Source organism: Brucella intermedia LMG 3301, assembly GCF_000182645.1.
GTDB lineage: Bacteria > Pseudomonadota > Alphaproteobacteria > Rhizobiales > Rhizobiaceae > Brucella > Brucella intermedia.
Map to the genome: position 1 here is coordinate 1,714,353 of NZ_ACQA01000002.1, position 17,522 is coordinate 1,731,874.

Here is a 17,522-nt window from a genome sequence, read left to right on the forward strand (position 1 = left end):
GACCATCTTTCAATGCTTCCGCCGCATGCGGTGAAGAGGTGGGCGCAATTGAACTCTAGCCACATTTTGGGTTGGGAACCACCACATTGCTCAATGCCGGGGACAGTAGTTCAGATCGACCCGGCGGCGAAGGGGCCATAATGCTGTTGGGGGGGAATTGGCGCCAAGGTTCTTGACTGGCAATCAGCACAACTCCCAATGGCGGGATTCAGAGGCTCGTTTCCCAACAAGGCGAGCCGTTCAAGTGTCATCGACAGGTGCGTTTCCTGGTAGGGGACTAACGTTTCGCTTGGGAAATATCGTTTTGTGCCTCGGTCACGTTCGGTCTAGATTGTAGTGCTGCTTCATGAAGCGCACATTGCTTATGACGGGCTCTTTGGGATCTGTTGCAAAAACTTCTTAAGCGCAGAACACACCTTAACTCTGGACGCAATTATCCTTCGAACGCTGTGAATTGTTGTTTAAGAGAAAGCACTTCCGTTGAGGCGACGATGCCTTGGTGTTTGCGCATCATGTGAATGAGTTCGATGCCAGCAAGCGTGATACTGGCAGTAGCCTCGGAGTTGAAGCCGAGCATGGAGCGTATCTGGCGTTTGACACGGCGATGATCCTGTTCAATGGCGTTGTTCATATATTTGCTGGAGCGGATGGTGATGGGCTTTCCACCCTGTCACAACCGGCTCTCAGCTTCGCATTGCATGCCAGCCATGCGATTGGTTTAGCTACCATTAATGGTGATCCTCTCTGGCCGCTCGTGGCGGGCGAGAGCCTTGAGCAGGAAGCATTTGGCGGCAGTCACGTCGCGTTCTATACTAAGATAGACCTCGAACATATCGCCATTACTATCGATGGCGCGGTACAGATAGAGCCAATTTCCTTTGACCTTCACATAGATATCGTCAAGGTTCCATCTGTGTGCCACCGGGCGCTTTCTTCTATTGAACCGGTCAAGCAGCTTTGGACTGAAATGAAGGACCCAGCGATGCACAGTGGAATTGTCCATTGCAATGCCGCGTTCAGCCCACATTTCCTTCAGATTGCGCAGGCTCAGATTGTAAGCCAGATACCATCGCACGCATAAAAGGATCACTGTTATGTCGAAATGGGGGACTTTAAACATCAAGTATTCCTCAGCTCATAAAAAGCCAGAACCCTATCACGCCCTTCATTGATCAAACGTTTGCAACAGATCCTGATGGAGTACTTCGAATTGGCACGACATGTGCAAAGGGGCACGTCGATCCATGATCCCATTTACAACTTGCGTTACTTTCCTCGCAACAAAATCAACGCCGCCGATCGCCGTGAGTTACGCCAAACCGCCAACACCATGTGGCGCGAAATCGCGTGGCTGAAATCCGCGCGACAAAGCCACTAAAGGCCGGGTCATATTCAGATGTGGGTTAATGTAACAGAACCGTCAAATCTGCTGTCCTCGACAATCAGACCAGGCTCTCCAGTGACAGCAATTCCTGTGCTGTGGCTTCATCTGTTATAAGCACTTGAGCCCTGGTAGTCATGATGCTGGCGCGGATGATTTTTGCTTTGCGAATGCCGCCTGCCGAGATGATCACCTTCGGCACTTTGCGCAGTTGCGTTGGGTTGATGGCCATAGCGCGTTTGTTAATCGGATGATCGACAATCTCACCGGCCTCATCAACAAATTGGCACAACACATCGCCAACTGCGCCTGCTGCCTGCAGGCTTTCGGCATCTTGTGTCGTCAGCAAACCGCGACGGAAAATCGATGCCTGTTTGCTGACGTCCGCTACACTCAAAACAGCGAGATCTATGTCGGAAACTTTGCTCTTCAGTGCTTTCAGTTCCTGGATTTCCCACAGTTCCTTCGCCAGCGCCACATGAGGCACGAAGACGGGGGCGGTGATCTGGAAGAGTTCCGTCTTGTAAAACTCAGCCAGCCGCCATGCGACAGCTGATGGATTATCAGCCATGGAATGTGTCAACCCGCCGAGCAGGGAGATAACCGACAGGTCATTGATTTCACGCCACTTCAGATGGCTCATACAAGCCTGCAACGTTGCACCCCAGCCAACGCCGACTGTCAGCCCGTCTTGCAGGCGATCTGAAAGATAACGTCCGGTGGCGTGGCCGATCACGGCGGAGATACTGGCTTCGGATTGATCGGAAGAGGGGACGACAATGGCTTCAAACAGCCCGAGGTGTTTTTCCAGCGCACGTTGCAAACGGATGAGCGGCTCGGCATGGGAATTCAGAGAAATCTGGACGATGCCCTCGTCGCGCGTGGCAGCCAACAGCCGGAAAGCCTTGATCCGGCTGATATCCAGATTCTGCGCAACCTGCTCCTGCGTCAGCCCTTCAATATAATAGAGCCACGCGGCACGTAGTTTCAGCTCGTCCTGATCTGCCTGAAACTTGGTTTTCGGCTTTGTGCTGCGGGCCATCATCCTACCTTTTTGCGTCTTTCTTCCAAGAAGGCTCACTATCTCATTTGCGTGCGATAATGATGCGATAATTACCTTTACGTCAAGAATTGTTTGAAAACATAAATGAACAAAAATATTGTCATTGCAAAAAATGTACAAATAAATCATATGTTGCCACATAAATTGCGGAGACTCTCCTGCTGGGAGAGGGGTTTTCAAGAGGTGGGAAATGCGAATTCTGATTTCAAACGACGACGGTATTGATGCTCCCGGCATTGTGGTGCTTGAGAAAGCCGCGCGTCTTTTGAGTGATGATGTGTGGATCATCGCGCCGGATGGAAATCGCAGTGCAAACGGTCATTGTGTCTCTCTCACGGCTGGGTTTTCGGTCAACAAGCTTGCAGACAAGCGTTACGCGTGCACGGGTACGCCGGTGGATTGCGTGATCGCTGCAATTCATTGGGTATTCCGTGATCAGCAAATGCCGGATCTCGTTTTGTCGGGTATCAATGCCGGGCGCAATGTGGCGGAGGATGTGTCCTATTCCGGGACGATGGCGGTTGCCCGCGAAGGCGCGCTGAACGGCATTGCTTCGGTTGCTTTTTCCGCGCCGCGTGATTGTGAAGCGTTCGATGCAGATGCTCTGGCGTGGCTTGCCAGTCATATTCGCAATTTCTGGGAAACTAGAAGCGATTGGGCGCATGACGGTCATTGGCTGAACGTCAATCTGCCGCGCAAACTGCCCGCCGCATTGGAAATGGCTGAAATCGGCCGCGACAAGAATCTGAAATATGTGAATCTTTTCGAGGAAACGGAGAATTCAGTTCGCATCCAGCCATTAGCGGATCGTGATTACAAATCCAACGGCAATGATGAGAATGCGTTGATTGACGCAGGCAAGGCCAGCGTGACCAACCCCAACTGGTTTGGCCATTCGAAAGTGCCGGCATCGGTGACCGGACATAAGCCTGCTTGATATCTGTGGCGCGTAAAAACACACCCCCGTTAGCCTCTGCCAACGGGGGTGTGCTTGTTTAAAAATGGTCGGTTTCTGGCCTTTTAAGAGCTTAGCCACTGATCAGCGGGTAAACCACCTTGATCATGTCTTCGAGGTGATCATTGGCGAAACCGTCGTGCTTCAGCACTTTGCTCTCAACGCGACCATCATCAGAGAAGTGATGTTCCATATAGCCGACTTCGCGAGTGCCACCCATTTCCGGAACAAGCTCTTCCGTTGTCGTAAACGCAATCGAGGAGCACCATTCCAGATGCACATTGCCGCGCTTGGATGAGCGCTGCTGATGCAGGTGGCCGCTGGCGATCAGCCGCAGCTTTGGGTGGTTGATCAGACCCTCAAGGCGACCCCAACCCTTTGGATCGACAGTCCAATAGGTCAGCTCGGTGCTGTCCATATTATCGATGTAAATCGGCTGGTGGGAGAATACGGCGAGGTAACGGTCACCGGATGACGTGATCTGTTGGTCTATCCAGTCATATTGTTCGGCTTCCTGCGGCAAGCCGGAACCAATCAGCATCGAGCTTATACCGATGATTCGCCATTTGCCTTGATCGATAACCCAGCGGTCGGCGCCAAAATAATCTGCAAATCTCGCATAGCGCGCGGCATTGATGGCGCTGCCATTTTCACTTTCCGGCTTGGAAAGGTTTGGATTGTCGCCCACGTCATGATTGCCCGCAAGAAAATGGATAGTTTTGCCGGATTCCTTAAAGAAATCCCTACATAACGCATAATCCTCGTCATAACGAATCCCGTCCAGGGTCACATCGCCCGTGTGGACGATGAAGTCATGATCGGATTCCGCCAGTGGTTCGGCGAGCAGGCGATTGTTCTCGCGGAAATGGTCGGTTCGCGGCGAAAGGTGAGTATCTGAAATTTGTAATATGCTGAATCTGGACATGTTCGCTCCCATAATGAATGAGTCCCAATACAAAGAAACTCATTTTGTACAAAAGTATTGACTGTGAATAAAAAGTTCAATAATTTTTTGCGGATGGAGACTGGTTCCTTGGGTCTGTCCCAATCAGTTGCCAGTCGGGAGCTGTCTTTGCGCCGATGCGGTGTCAAAGGCAGATATAAGCATTGGGAGGGGACGCGAATGTCGGGAATTGAGATCGTCAATCTCAACAAGAAGTGGACGACATTCCACGCGGTCAATGATGTGAACTTTACCGTTGAGCCCGGCACGCTGACTGTGCTGCTTGGGCCTTCGGGTTGCGGTAAATCCACCTCTCTGCGTCTGATCGCCGGGCTGGATTCTGTGACCTCGGGCCAGATCATCATCGGCGGCAAAGACGTCACCAACGCGCCGCCCGCGAAGCGGGGTCTGGCGATGGTGTTCCAGTCCTATGCCCTGTTTCCTCATTTAACCGTTGCAGAGAACATTATTTTCGGCCTGCGTGTGCGCAAAGTGTCTGCCGGTGAGCGTGACCAGCGTTTGAAGCGCGCTGCCGATATTCTGGGTCTGTCACATCTGCTGGATCGGCGCCCGTCGCAGCTCTCTGGCGGTCAGCAGCAGCGTGTTGCTCTGGGACGCGCTATCGTCGCAGAAGCTTCGGTGTGCTTGATGGACGAACCGCTTTCAAATCTCGATGCGCAGCTGCGCCACGATATGCGCAAGGAAATCCGTAACCTGCAGCAGCAACTCGGTATGACCATGGTTTACGTGACCCATGATCAGATCGAGGCCATGAGCCTTGCCGATCAAGTTATTCTGATGAAGGGTGGGAAGATTGAGCAGAAGGCAAAGCCTTCCGAACTCTATCTGGAGCCCGCCACCACGTTCGTTGCCCGTTTTATCGGGACACCACCAATGAACATCATCCGTATGGCCGATTATGACGGCAAGGCCGCTATCAGCGGCGCCCCAAATGGACCGGCGATTTTGAGCGATCCTGCCCGGGGACTTGTACTGGGATTGCGCCCCGAGGAAATCCGTGTGGCGGAGGAGGGGCGCGTGAAAGCCTCTATCGAAGCCATCGAATATCACGGTGCGGACAGCATTCTCGAATGCCGCGTGGGCGATCAGTCTTTGCAAGTGCGCGTTGAAGGCATTCGTCGCCTCAATCGCGGCGATACCGTCGGTCTGACATGGGCGCCGTCTGCGGTGCATGTGTTTGATGAGGCGGGAGGACATCGCGTCGAGCGCACCGCCTTAGCCGTTTAACCAGAAAATGATCGGGGAACGATCATCCCTTGGGAGGAGAGAACAATGAATTTGCAGGTAAAACGATCTGTAACGCTCTTGGCCACATCTGCTATGCTGGCCGTAGTGGGCGGTTGGGGAGCAGCCCAGGCAGAACCCGTCGAAATCAGCTTTTACTATCCGGTCGCTATCGGCGGTCCGGTCACCAAAATCGTGGATGATCTGATCACCCGTTTTGAAGGGCAGCATCCGGATATCAAGGTAAAGCCGATCTACTCCGGCACCTATCCGGAAACCCTGAGCAAATCGTTGACGGCTTTCAAATCCGGTCAGGCGCCTGAAGTCGCGGTCATGCTCTCGACCGACATGTTCACGTTGATCGATGAAGATGCCATCGTTCCTTATGAGGATCTGGCCAAGACCGACGATGACAAGGCATGGCTTGCAGGCTTCACGCCGGTTTTCATGGTCAACAGCAAGAGCGAAGACAAAACATGGGGCGTGCCGTTCCAGCGAGGCACCACCGTTTTCTTCTGGAACAAGGATGCCTTCAAGGAAGTTGGTCTTGATCCAGAAAAAGGCCCGCAGGATTGGAAAGACGTTGTCGACTTCGCAACAAAGTTGACCAAGCGTTCTGCTGATGGAAGCGTCGCGCGCTGGGGCATGCAGGTGCCGTCTTCGCTGACCTCCTACTGGTTGTTGCAGGGATATGTTGCGCAGAATGGCGGCAAGCTTGCCGAGCCGGATGGGAAAACCACTTATTTCAACGCGCCTGAAGTTGTCGAGGCGATGCAATATTGGGTTGATCTAGCCCATAAGCATAAGGTGATGAAACCCGGCGTGATCGAATGGGCGACCAATCCAAAAGACTTCTTCGAAGGTCGCGCCGCTATGATCACCACCACCAGCGGCAATCTCACCAATGTGAAAACCAATGCGCCTTTTCCGTTCGGCGTGCAGATCCTGCCAAAAAACAAAGCCCATGGTGCACCGACCAGTGGCGGCAATGCGTATATTTTCAACGTTGAAGATAAGGCAAAGCAGGAGGCGGCATTCCAGTTCGTGAAATGGCTCTCCTCTGCGGATCAGGCTGCCGAATGGAGCATCAAGACCGGCTATATCGCTGCCCGTGATGATGCTTGGCAAACGGAAGCCATGAAGAAATATGTTGAGGAATTCCCCGGCGCCAAGGTGCCGCATGACCAGATTCCTCACATGGTGCCGGAACTTTCAACCTATGAAAATCAGCGTGTCGCACGCGTGATCGATGATGCGATCGAGGCGTCGCTGACGGGTAACAAGAGCGTTAAACAAGCTCTCGACGATGCGCAGGCCGAGGCTGAACGTATCCTTAAGCCCTACCAGTGATAGGTTGGCATCAGAGCTTCGTGCGGCCCGTCCATACGAAGCTCATTATCATAGAAGAATGACAATGCGGCGTGTGCCCGGCCGAGCCGGTTCGCATCATCGCAAGATGGCTGGAGAACTCGCGTGAACCAGGCGAAAAACCAGATAACACCATGGCTTCTGCTGCTGCCGGCCACTGTCTTGCTGGCAGTGTTTACGCATATTCCAGCCGTCATGACGTTCATCAACAGCTTCTACCAGACGCCGCGCGGCAAGCGTCCGCCTCGCTTTGTCGGCGTTGATCACTATACGACAATGATAAGCGACCCGGTTTTCTGGGCGGCCCTCAAGAATAACGCGATTTACGCGCTCGGCACTGTACCTGCATCCATAGCATTGGCCATGCTGATGGCGATCATCGTGAATTCGTCCATTCGCGGCCGCTCGTTGATGCGGATGTCGTTCTTCATGCCGACCGTGCTGCCGATGATTGCAGTTGCCAATATCTGGCTGTTTTTCTACACGCCGGGCTATGGTTTGATCGACCAGTTTCTGGGCCTGTTCGGTTTCCATGAAACCAACTGGCTGGGTAATCCCGATACCGTGCTTGGCAGTCTGATGGTGTTGGCCATCTGGAAGGAAGCCGGTTTCTTCATGATCTTCTATCTGGCGGCATTACAGCAGATCAGCCCGAGCTTGTCCGAAGCGGCAGCGCTTGAAGGCACGGGACGCTGGTACTTCTTCCGCCGTGTGACGTTTCCACTATTGATGCCAACCACTCTGTTTGTGCTGATCAATGCGGTGATCAATGCGTTCCGCCTGATCGACCATGTGATTGTAATGACCCGTGGTGGGCCGGACAATGCCAGCACTCTGCTGCTCTACTATGTTTACAATGTTGCATTCCGTTTCTGGGATACGGCCTACGCATCGGCTTTGACGGTTGTGCTGCTGCTGGCGCTTGCTCTTATCGCCTTCGTCCAGTTCGGGGTTCTTGATCGCAAGGTGCATTACAAATGAGTGCAATGACATTACCTCATCAGCCACGCGAATTCTCGTTTTGGCGGAGCCTTGAAACCGTTGGGTGTTATCTGCTGGGGTTGCTCTGGATACTGCCTTTGCTCTACGCCGTGTGGATGGCGTTTCATCCAGCGCAATATGAAGCTCGGTTTGATCTCTTCGCTCCGGTGACACTGGAGAACTTCAGCAATGCGTGGAATGCCGCACCTTTCGGGCGTTATTTCCTCAACACATTCTTGCTGATCACCACGATACTGATCAGCCAATTCATCGTCTGCACGCTGGCGGCCTATGCTTTTGCTCGCTATGAATTCCGCGGCAAAACGATTGTCTTTATGCTGGTATTGGTACAGTTGATGATCATGCCGGAAGTGCTGCTGGTCGAAAACTACCGCACCATTGCGAAGCTTGGTCTGGTGGATACAGTTGTGGCTATGGGGCTGCCTTATATGGCATCGGCCTTTGGTATTTTCCTACTACGCCAGACCTTCCTCACTGTGCCGAAGGAACTGGACGACGCAGCGCGTGTCGAAGGGGCGGGGGCACTCACCACGCTTCGTAAAGTCTACGTGCCGTTGGCTAAACCGATCTATGTGGCCTACGGTCTCGTATCGGTCAGCTATCACTGGAACAACCTACTCTGGCCGCTGGTCATTACCAATTCCGTTTCCACCCGCCCGCTAACGGTTGGGTTACAGGTGTTTTCATCACCGGATCAGGGTGTGCAATGGAGTATTATCTCGGCTGCTGCATTGATGACGTCAGCGCCTTTGCTGATCGGTTTTTTGCTGTTCCAGCGCCAGTTCGTTCAGAGCTTTATGCGCGCGGGTATTAAATGATATGCGCAAAAGAGCAGGACGTTCGGGTAAAGCCGATAACGGGGCGAATTCTTAGCTCGAGGTTGCGGCTGTCCCAGTTATTGAGAAAACTAAACCATCACTGGAACGGGCAATGAAGCCTTCGACAGTCACAAGTGTTCGGCTGTTTGGCTTAAATTGCAAGTTCCAACTGTACAGTTTCACTGTATAACTCAGATGCTAGAAAATAGATTCTGACTGGCAATCAATTAGTTTCCCGCCATCGTTTAGCGTATTGTGCCCAGAGTGAGTTGTTCGCAAGCGCTACGATCAGGACATTGTGGTGCATGTCCCGGGCAGCAGGCGAGGCTTATCGCCGCCTAATTTGTCGTGGCACGAGTCCTAACCAGGCGGCCGGTTCGCAAGCCATGATGAAAATGAGCGCGCTCCCTACAGATTGCAAACCCAGGCTAATCTCCAATTATTGTTCGTTTACCAAGCCATCCCGCTGGGCAATGTCGCCTTTACATCGAAGCGTTGATCGAATACCCATTCAGAAATACGCTTTAGGTCCGGCATAAACATGATTATTTGATTGGTTTCAATCGATTATGCCTAAGCTATTCGGAGGTTCTGATGAAATCTTTGTTTATGGCCGCACTTGTATCGGTTGGGGTTTTCACATCCAGCTCAGCCTATGCTTTAGATGCTCGGAAGGATTGCTCAACGTTGAAGCAGGTCATCAAACAATCGAAAGTTAACTTTAAAAATGTCGCTGCTGACGTGCCGCCAAAGGATGTGGACGTTTATCCATCAAAGCTCACCTTAACTGGAAGCAATTTTTGCCGTGTTGTTTTTGCGCACGAATGTATCCTCGGTGAGTTGGTCGTGCGTGCTGGAAGATTCGACGGTTAAAGCAGTCGCGGCGTTCGTTTCGAACTGCGTGGGCAGAAATGAAACACCTGATCAGGCTTATCAGCGAGTTGGCGCCAAAATTTTCCGTTTAAAACTACAGGTTCCCGCCGAGATAATTGTTTCTGAGCTGGATCGCGGAAGTATTGCTCTGCAAGTCAAAGCGCTGCAGAAAAAGTAACATCGGTTGAGAGGATAATAATAATTGCTGTTCGCTAGCGGTCTCTTTTCGAAAGGCGTCCCTTACCGTTATGAAACTCATATTCGAGTTTGGTAGCTTCTTCCTTGCGTTCGCTGTACTGATCGGTGAGATGATCCGTGATACGAAGAATCAGACGTGTGGGTTTCGTCAGTTTTCCATAACATCGACCACGCGAGCATAAACCGATGAGGGTTTCATTTGTCCAGCGATGTCAAACTCTTGCGATGACTTTGCGACGCGGATGACTGTTTGGGAACGGTGATCATTCGCATCCAGCGTTCGGAACTGGTCAAACTGAGGTGGTCGTCTCGCGCAGTCCCCGGTTCGGAATCTTTGCAAAGCGGTCGTCTGGCAAAGAAAGGCCCATGGCAAGAAAGTTTGAGTTTCAGCTACCGCGGCATCAAGAAGTTGCTGCGCTTGCATATCGGCTATTAATGCCCGCATCACACCTCCCTCGAAGGGAGATTACTGTGACGAGCGCAGACCGAGAATCTCGGCTTTAAATCAAAAACCCCAAACCGGCGAACAAATCGCTCCAACTACATACGTAAGGTCTAGACACAGGCAATGTGATTGTATTCATAATCTGTTCTGGAATTGCAGATTTGGCTAACGCGTAGGAGAAGAAACCATGTATTTCCAATTGGGTAGCGTGATGGCCGCAGGGTTGATTTTTTCGACAGCGCCAGTAGTTGCCGAAACGCTGAAGGTCCGCGATATCACTGATCAACAAGAGATATCAGAACGTGCCGGCGATTTTGAGAGCGATCTTAACCAGCTTGGTATTAAAGCAAAGCTGAACTGCGATCTGCTCATCGGAAGTAAGGGCGAAACTAACGACGAAAGCGTTGGTGCGATTTGTGATATGAGTATTTCCGGTAAAAAGCCCACTTCAATAATGTTGTGTAACGATACGATGATCGGCAAGCTCACCATCAAGGCTTACGGCTTTAGCATCGACAAGAAAGAGCTCGCTGCCTTCACCGAGATGAACTGCAGGCCGGGTGGTTAACGCTATCTCCAAAACCTCCGGTGGAAAACATTAACACCACAACGCAGGTTCTTTTTCGAGGAAACAAATGAAACCCTGCTACAGAGACTGATAGTGATCGATATGAAAAACTGGTGTAAGGGTTTGATCGCTGCAGGGGCGGTATTCTTGGGCAGAGGCGGGATTTTGGCTTACGATCAATTTCAGCGGTATCAAGATGGCCTGGTATATCCGCAGCTGGAGTGTTGTATGCGGTCAGCTGGACAATAATGAGCCCGTTATCTTTCGAACACAGAGGTTTCGCTGATGATAATGAAAAACATGTATCTCTGTTGTCTGTTGATCATATTGACGGCATGCGGCCCTGACCAAATTGTCGTCGATTTGCCATCTCCCAACAAGTCCGTCCATGTTGAGGTTCGCAAATGTCCGCAAGCAGGCGCGTTTTTGCAATGGACCGAAATGGCGCAAGTTTCCGTGCTGGAGGCCGGGAGATCAGAACCCTGCAACTCTTTTGTGAATGCATTGGTTCAGTTCGACAGCAAGGTAGCGGACGAGCAACTCGAGCTGGAATGGATATCGGATAAAGTGCTCCGAGCTTGGCACCCGACTTTCAGCCCTGACTATGGCCCTGTTAACACAACAGTTCGGGCCGGTTCGAACGTAAGGATACAGTTCTCACCCAAGTCATAGTACATACCTCAGCGAGCACCGGCGATGAATGAGTTAGTTAGTCGACTCATTAACACTGAAACAATATTGCTTTTCGATCTATACAAGCGATACGTCCCCTTGAGGAGCTCCGGTGGCTCTCACGGATGAGTCCTCCAGTTTGTTAAGCAGGATAGACAGATGAAACGGTTTCAAGCGCCAATAAATGTTTGGCTCCCGGTTTTCCTTCTAATGATGGTCGCAGGGGCACCCCAGATTTCAGAGTCGGCATCGCTGGCACAAGAGAGGTTCAAAGGTGTCGCCAGAACTGATGCACGTATCCAGCGTCTGGTTATGATCGGACAACTGTGTCGTAAGCTCACCGAAGAAGATGCTCAAGCGATCCTCGCGAACAGCCGCGCAGAACTGGAAGCCGCGCGCGCGAAACTTGCAAATGACGAACAGGAGTGGGCGAGAATCTGGCAAGAGGGTGTCTTTGTTGGTGCGACGCAGGCCGCAGATATTCCTGACGCGGTTTATGATGCAGGATGTGCACATTTTACCAGGCCAGACGGACCATTAACGGCAATCATGACCTGGAGCGGCAAGTCTCAGTCCGGGAATGACGTGCGAGTCCCGCGCCGTGCGATCCCGTGATCACGACTGGTCCCCGTTGGCAACTTCGTTGTACTTTGAGGATTCCGGCATCGGCTAGACTACATTCGGTCGCTCGAGGCGGGCGCGTGCTGGTGCCTACAAGAATCGAACCCATCAAGAGACAGATTGCTCTACCCCACCGGTCAGGAAAGGTCGGATAGAGCTGAAGGAAATACCTCATTGCCTACTCGCTTTTGAGGGGCGATCCCGTTTTCAACTATCCTGGCAAATTGCTAGTTGATTGAGTCGAGATAACTTGCCCAGCTCGATGCCCAATGCTGGCGTTTGTCGGGGGAAGCGGACCTGATACTACAGGTTTTCATATCGCTCTCAGGTACGTCCTGCAGCGTGGCTTTGCATTCCCACAGATCGTCCTTTTCAGGCGTGAAAGGCGAAACAAAGCTGACGATCCTGTTGTCCTTTATGCCAATTAAAATGTCGAATCCAGTTTCTGCAGCATCCAGCGCCCATGAGCAAACCTGATCAAAATCGGGCCGGTTGTCGTTCGGCACGGCACAGGCCGTACCTGCTTCAGGTGCAATCTTCTGGAGGAAAGATTTCCCACCCGGCGTTGTTAGATCAAGTTCGGCTTCGGACAGCTGGCTGATTTCCTTTACGGCCATGTCCTCGCCCGCAGGTGTTTCGGCCATCGTCGCACCCGTTGCCGTGACACCAGCCACCATTGTTATCACACGCAGAATAGGGAACACGTTTGTAAGCATTGATTTCACCTGTCTATCAGCGGATTATTTAAAGAAGATGTAAGATCAAGTTTAGGTCTCCGTTATCTGGAGACGGGGATTAATCAGCAGCTTGGAACACGTGTCTGGCCATCAAGCCTGAAGCGACCGTCCTCTGCACGATGGTAGATTTCCTGAAACGTCTCCGTGCCACTCTTATAGGAAACGGTGAGGCTCCGGCCTTTCTCAGCGGCAGTAATGGCACCGTTGATCTGTGCCGAATTGTCGTCGTCGCTTGCGTTGGAATATTCGATTGGAATCCTGGCGAGCTCAACAGGCCCCGAATCCGTAAGCTCAGTCAGAATGGCGTAATAGCAAAAGAGCCCTTGTCCGCCACCGCCACCTTCTGTGTAGAGAACCGGAGCATCACTGATATCCGATGACCATCCCCATCGTTCTGCCGGATTCCCGACAGACCCAACGGCTCCAACGTTCAACCACTCCCCACGAAGTGTGAACGGATACCTGGGTTCTCCGGCTTCGTGATCAAGATAATGCACCGCGTTCATCCCGGAACAGGCGGCTCCTGTACATTCATTTGCACCGGTGCTCACAAGTGCGGTTCTCGTCTCGGAGAGCGGGATGAATGCAAGAGGTACGAAATGAAAATTGTCCTCTCCAATTTTGCGTACTGCCTCATTCTGGCTTGCAAGTGGGAATGCAACTTCAAACGCGGCGGGTGTGCCGGCCGGTACAGTGTCACGATCAACATCGGTCACTTCGATCAAAGGTTTTTCTGATGAAACCGCAGGCAGTGTAGTTAGCATGGTCATCATGCAACCAAGGATGAGACTGGAAAGTTTCATATGAACATTCACTCCTAAATAATACCTTTTACAGTGTTCACTTGACAGCATACCTCAATCCCTTTCTATGGGCCCTCCCTGATAGCGACTGACCTGTATGCTGGATTTAAATCAGGTCTTCCCGGCAAATGATTCACGTTTCGATCAGAGTACCCAATATTTAACTGGATTGGTCTGTAATCTAGTTTGCGAACGGATTTGACTTGCCATCCCATTCGAGCGGATTTCTGGCGGCAGGTTTACCTGGAGTTGTGGCTCCCGCAGGGGGCTGACCGTCATCTTCCTTTGGTTTGAATCGCGGGGAAAAATGGGGCACGGTCAAGCGCGCCCATGAACGGCTGATTTTCGATGACTCGTCCTGACAGCGCGCAGCCCTCTCTTTTGGCAGCATACCGTTTTCCACGATTGCACGGTTATTTTCTGGATCTCGCCCATAAACGATGCAGAGCAGATTGTAATAACGTTGCGCATCGAGGGAATGTTCATCAGCAAATGACCGAACATCCGGCGTATTTGCCAGCTGGCTGTTGATCTTGAACCAGACCGACGCCAGCTGAAGGACACGCGCGATGTCATTTCTGGATTCACGGGTATCAACACCCATAAGCAGAAGGACAGCTGCCAATTGGTCAACGGAATCCTCTTCTCTCCCCACAGCAGGAATATCCAGCAGGTCTATCAAAGCATGACCGGATTCGTGCAGCAGAATAAAACGAAGGTTGTTCTTGACGAATTCCGCGGCCAAGCCGTCAGGATCAGAAGCATCCTTCGACAAGGACTGTCCCATCTTCAGGAGATCGTCAATCATCTCATAGCATAGGAAAATGGCGCTGTTTTGTGGATCGTAAAACGCGTTTATCGTATCGCATTGGCGTGTAACATAATGCAGTTGCCGCGGAGTCACAAAAAGCCCGTCAAGCGCATTGATCTCCGGAATGTTGAGGAAAAGATGTGTATCGCTCGCCCATTTGTAAGCGTAATCGAGTCTGGCATCCTGCGGCGGGAAATAATGGTAGACGAAACGCAACCCCTTTCCGTCCGTTGTGACCAAGGAGCCATCCGTGGGTGGCGGAAGGGCATCTTCACGCTGTTCAGTCAGTCCAGCTGAAGCAGTCTGGGACGGTTGCGTCCCGGCCGACGCCGTGGACTGGCCTGGCGTGCCACGCTCCCGTGGCGCAGTCGCCGGTGCATCGGCACTCGCAGCATTCGCAAGACGGATCAATGTGGGGTAGCTTGGATCTCCATCTGATGTGTTTTCCCCAAACGGGTGGAAGCTGTTTGAAATCAATACCGAGATATTGTCCACCAGCTTGCTGTTTTCATCTTCGTTCCAGCTGAGATCATACCCGCGAACTTCATTGCCTCTTGCTTCAAAGCGTGTGTAGAATTTGCGGTTCTGGCCAGTCCCGGAAACAATAAACCAGTTGGGACGCTTGACTTTATACGTAATCGCACTGCCATCTTCATTGACAAATCTGCCGTAAAGACTCTCGAAGTCGCTGGAGCTGCTATTGGCAAAGCGCGCAGTTTTCAACACAATCGAACCGTCACCGGACTGTAATGTCTCCCCGCCGATTTGATTTTCATCACGCTTTGTCAAAACTGCGCCAGGATAAGACAGCGTCATCCTGGATAGCGAGTTCTCCAGGTGCCCCCATCCCAGTTGTTTGCGAAGGTTCAAGGCAACATCGCTCAACTCGAGCGCATCTTGGCCGGAAATCCTTCCGGAGGCTGGCCTGTTGCGATTCTTCTGGTAGTTTGTAATGGCATTGCGACTGATTGGACCAAATTCGCCATCCGCAAAACCATTGTAATATCCGGTAAGGACAAGGCCCTCCTGAACGAGACGCCGTTCCCAGATGTTCAGGCTTTCTTCTATAGATGCGGGGTCAGCTGAGCCATTTTCAACGAGAGTTTGTGCCTGGACCGATATGGGCGCGTTGGGCATTGCCAAGGCAAGGGGCAAACCCAGTGCAAGAAGTAGTCGACCCGATCTGAAGCGAAAAGCGAAGTTCATGAATGCCCCTGATTTAAGTAATCTCAGCAAGATTGCTCGAAATTCCGGCTATTGTTGCGCGGTATCGTGCTCTTTGCGAATCCTGGAGCACGCATTGCGCGCATACAAACTGATCGCAATCAAGACGGGCTTGCGCCGACGTGAAAATAAGTCCCTGCCGCAGAGCCGAAACCACCTGATGTCGAGCCGTCGCAAAAGGGCGTTGGAATCTCCAAGGTAGCTCCATCAAGACGCAGCACGAGGGGGCCACCCGCGCTTTGCAGCTTGGCTTCATCCGTGTACCCCTGCTCAAGGTCGCCCTCGAAACTACAAACCCAACTTCCGTTAGCTTGATCTGCGACGTCAATTTTCACTGCCAGACCACCAGATGCTTTCCTCTTCAAGACGACAGAGCCCTGGGCATTGCTCCAGGTGCCTTCAAGAGATAACTGGTCGGTCACAGCGATCCAGTTAAGGAATTCTGCCCGCATATCGGTGTAATCAAGCAGCTTCTGCATTCTCATATCGCGATTGGCTAAACTACTTTCAAAAGCCTCTGTTCGAATTTTGAGAAAAGCTGCCTGATCTGCACGAAGCGTTTCCCTTAACTTCGTTCCTGCCCTGTCAAGAAGCGATTTATATGAAACCGTCATTCCCCGGTCGGATTCAGCAATCTCCGGGTCAGAACAAATCGCTTTTTCTGTCTCCGTCGATGCTTTTTTACAATCGAAACCGGCCTGAGCATTGGCCGGGCTGCAACAAAATGCGAATGCCGCTAATAATACAATGAAACTGAAGCAATGATTGACCGGATTCATATTCTACACTCGATGATAACCATTGTTTCTTTAGCGTCGCTTGTCGAGAGTTTGCAATGATTTCTTTTTCAAAAAATACTCAAGCCACATGTTTATCAACATTTCATCTGAATTCACCAATTACAGGTTTCTGCGGGCGATTCCAAATTAAACACGCTCATGTTAAACGACCGGATATTCGAGACGACTTGCCAACACTCTGGAAGCCATTGGAAAGATTCGCCTATCTTTTTGAGGTTCCTTACCCGCTCGTTTTCATTTGCGCTGATCTACCGATTTCATATCGCAGGTCGTGAACTGATTTTCGCAGATCCCGCGGAACCATGCCGCTCCTGTTTTCCGGTCGCCAGTCCCGGTTTGTTGCGAAGATTCCAAAGCATCGTCGACACTGCGAAGGCGATATTCAATCAACAGCCATTCAGCCGAGCAGCCCCTGATGGCCGTAATCTCTGCGACATCGGTAAGCCAGTCATCTCCAAAATCAGCCAGCAAAGCACTATCGGCGACTGGGCGCTCATAACCCAGGGCAGACTGTATACCCACCTGGGCGAACTCTCCAGATATCCAGCCTTTCTGGTAGAACGCCCGGGATGGCAAAGTTCGCCCATCCTCATCGGATTGCACCGGATCGTAAGCATTTTCTATCTTTAACCACCCAAACCGCGCTTCAACCACATTGAACTCTGTACTAGCCGTGTCGGCATCATCGTTTGTCCCCGACACTGGCAGATGTCCAACTACCTTTGCGGCTGTGCTGGGCTCTGCATGCACTGTGATTGGTGCGTTTGCACGGAAGGAAGTCCATGCACTGAACGCGCATTGCATACGCCCTGCGGGAACTTTCACACTGGAGGCCGCGGCTTCAGGCACAGCATAGGCTGGCTTTGCAAGCGCAGTCAGGAGAGCTGTCGCGCCGAACACCCATTTGGTTGAATTTTTCAAGGAACCCTCCTGACAGCATACCTCATAGTAATTCTAAAACAGATTCGCGCGACACTTGGAACCAGAAACGCTAT

15 protein-coding genes and 2 pseudogenes are annotated in these 17,522 nt (G+C 51.8%); 8 read left to right on the plus strand and 9 right to left on the minus strand.

Annotated features, from left to right (window positions below):
- Positions 1-433: 433 nt before the first annotated feature.
- Positions 434-1,120 (minus strand): annotated as a pseudogene (locus OINT_RS20410) (IS6 family transposase).
- Positions 1,121-1,442: 322 nt separating this feature from the next.
- Positions 1,443-2,573, minus strand: coding sequence for a sugar-binding transcriptional regulator (locus tag OINT_RS20415; protein ID WP_235691690.1), 1,131 nt, complete (start codon positions 2,571-2,573; stop codon positions 1,443-1,445).
- A 61-nt stretch (positions 2,574-2,634) separates the two neighbouring features.
- Here OINT_RS20415 and surE point away from each other — a divergent pair, with 61 nt between their 5' ends.
- Positions 2,635-3,381 carry a 5'/3'-nucleotidase SurE gene (surE, locus tag OINT_RS20420; RefSeq protein ID WP_006471459.1) on the plus strand — a complete coding sequence of 249 codons (747 nt, stop codon included), beginning with the start codon at positions 2,635-2,637 and terminating at the stop codon, positions 3,379-3,381.
- Positions 3,382-3,472: 91 nt separating this feature from the next.
- On the opposite strand, the gene OINT_RS20425 is transcribed toward surE, so the two are convergent.
- Positions 3,473-4,324 (minus strand): metallophosphoesterase family protein, encoded by an 852-nt coding sequence (locus OINT_RS20425; RefSeq protein ID WP_006471460.1) that lies wholly within the window; start codon positions 4,322-4,324, stop codon positions 3,473-3,475.
- Positions 4,325-4,522: 198 nt separating this feature from the next.
- Here OINT_RS20425 and OINT_RS20430 point away from each other — a divergent pair, with 198 nt between their 5' ends.
- The 5 genes from OINT_RS20430 (at position 4,523) to OINT_RS20450 (ending at position 9,648) form a co-directional block, all read left to right on the plus strand.
- The gene (locus OINT_RS20430) at positions 4,523-5,590 is read left to right on the plus strand and encodes an ABC transporter ATP-binding protein (protein WP_006471461.1); all 1,068 of its coding nucleotides are present in this window, start codon (positions 4,523-4,525) and stop codon (positions 5,588-5,590) included.
- 45 nt (positions 5,591-5,635) lie between these two features.
- Positions 5,636-6,937 carry an ABC transporter substrate-binding protein gene (locus tag OINT_RS20435; protein ID WP_006469827.1) on the plus strand — a complete coding sequence of 434 codons (1,302 nt, stop codon included), beginning with the start codon at positions 5,636-5,638 and terminating at the stop codon, positions 6,935-6,937.
- A gap of 123 nt (positions 6,938-7,060) precedes the next feature.
- Positions 7,061-7,936, plus strand: a complete 876-nt coding sequence (locus OINT_RS20440) for a carbohydrate ABC transporter permease (protein ID WP_006469828.1) — start codon at positions 7,061-7,063, stop codon at positions 7,934-7,936.
- Positions 7,933-8,775, plus strand: coding sequence for a carbohydrate ABC transporter permease (locus OINT_RS20445; protein WP_006469829.1), 843 nt, complete (start codon positions 7,933-7,935; stop codon positions 8,773-8,775). The genes OINT_RS20440 and OINT_RS20445 overlap by 4 nt, the downstream gene beginning before the upstream one ends.
- A 594-nt stretch (positions 8,776-9,369) precedes the next feature.
- Positions 9,370-9,648, plus strand: a complete 279-nt coding sequence (locus OINT_RS20450) for a hypothetical protein (RefSeq protein WP_006471465.1) — start codon at positions 9,370-9,372, stop codon at positions 9,646-9,648.
- A 212-nt stretch (positions 9,649-9,860) separates the two neighbouring features.
- On the opposite strand, the pseudogene OINT_RS24215 reads toward OINT_RS20450, so the two are convergent.
- A pseudogene (locus OINT_RS24215) lies at positions 9,861-10,125 on the minus strand (arsenical resistance protein ArsH); the annotation flags it as partial.
- Positions 10,126-10,478: 353 nt separating this feature from the next.
- On the opposite strand from OINT_RS24215, the gene OINT_RS20460 reads away from it, so the two are divergent.
- Positions 10,479-10,859, plus strand: a complete 381-nt coding sequence (locus tag OINT_RS20460; protein ID WP_006469834.1) for a hypothetical protein — start codon at positions 10,479-10,481, stop codon at positions 10,857-10,859.
- Between the two features lie 831 nt (positions 10,860-11,690).
- Positions 11,691-12,146 carry a hypothetical protein gene (locus OINT_RS20470; protein WP_006469836.1) on the plus strand — a complete coding sequence of 152 codons (456 nt, stop codon included), beginning with the start codon at positions 11,691-11,693 and terminating at the stop codon, positions 12,144-12,146.
- A 233-nt stretch (positions 12,147-12,379) separates the two neighbouring features.
- On the opposite strand, the gene OINT_RS20475 is transcribed toward OINT_RS20470, so the two are convergent.
- The 5 genes from OINT_RS20475 to OINT_RS20495 form a co-directional block, all read right to left on the minus strand.
- Positions 12,380-12,868 (minus strand): hypothetical protein, encoded by a 489-nt coding sequence (locus OINT_RS20475; protein WP_022568641.1) that lies wholly within the window; start codon positions 12,866-12,868, stop codon positions 12,380-12,382.
- Positions 12,869-12,951: 83 nt separating this feature from the next.
- Complete coding sequence (locus OINT_RS20480; RefSeq protein WP_006471467.1) at positions 12,952-13,692, minus strand: hypothetical protein; 741 nt, start codon at positions 13,690-13,692, stop codon at positions 12,952-12,954.
- Between the two features lie 181 nt (positions 13,693-13,873).
- Positions 13,874-15,709, minus strand: coding sequence for a DUF4344 domain-containing metallopeptidase (locus tag OINT_RS20485; protein ID WP_006471468.1), 1,836 nt, complete (start codon positions 15,707-15,709; stop codon positions 13,874-13,876).
- Positions 15,710-15,828: 119 nt separating this feature from the next.
- The gene (locus OINT_RS20490) at positions 15,829-16,506 is read right to left on the minus strand and encodes a lysozyme inhibitor LprI family protein (protein WP_006469840.1); all 678 of its coding nucleotides are present in this window, start codon (positions 16,504-16,506) and stop codon (positions 15,829-15,831) included.
- A 255-nt stretch (positions 16,507-16,761) separates the two neighbouring features.
- On the minus strand, positions 16,762-17,448 hold the full coding sequence (locus OINT_RS20495; RefSeq protein WP_006469842.1) for an SH3 domain-containing protein: 687 nt from the start codon (positions 17,446-17,448) through the stop codon (positions 16,762-16,764).
- Between the last annotated feature and the right edge of the window lie 74 nt (positions 17,449-17,522).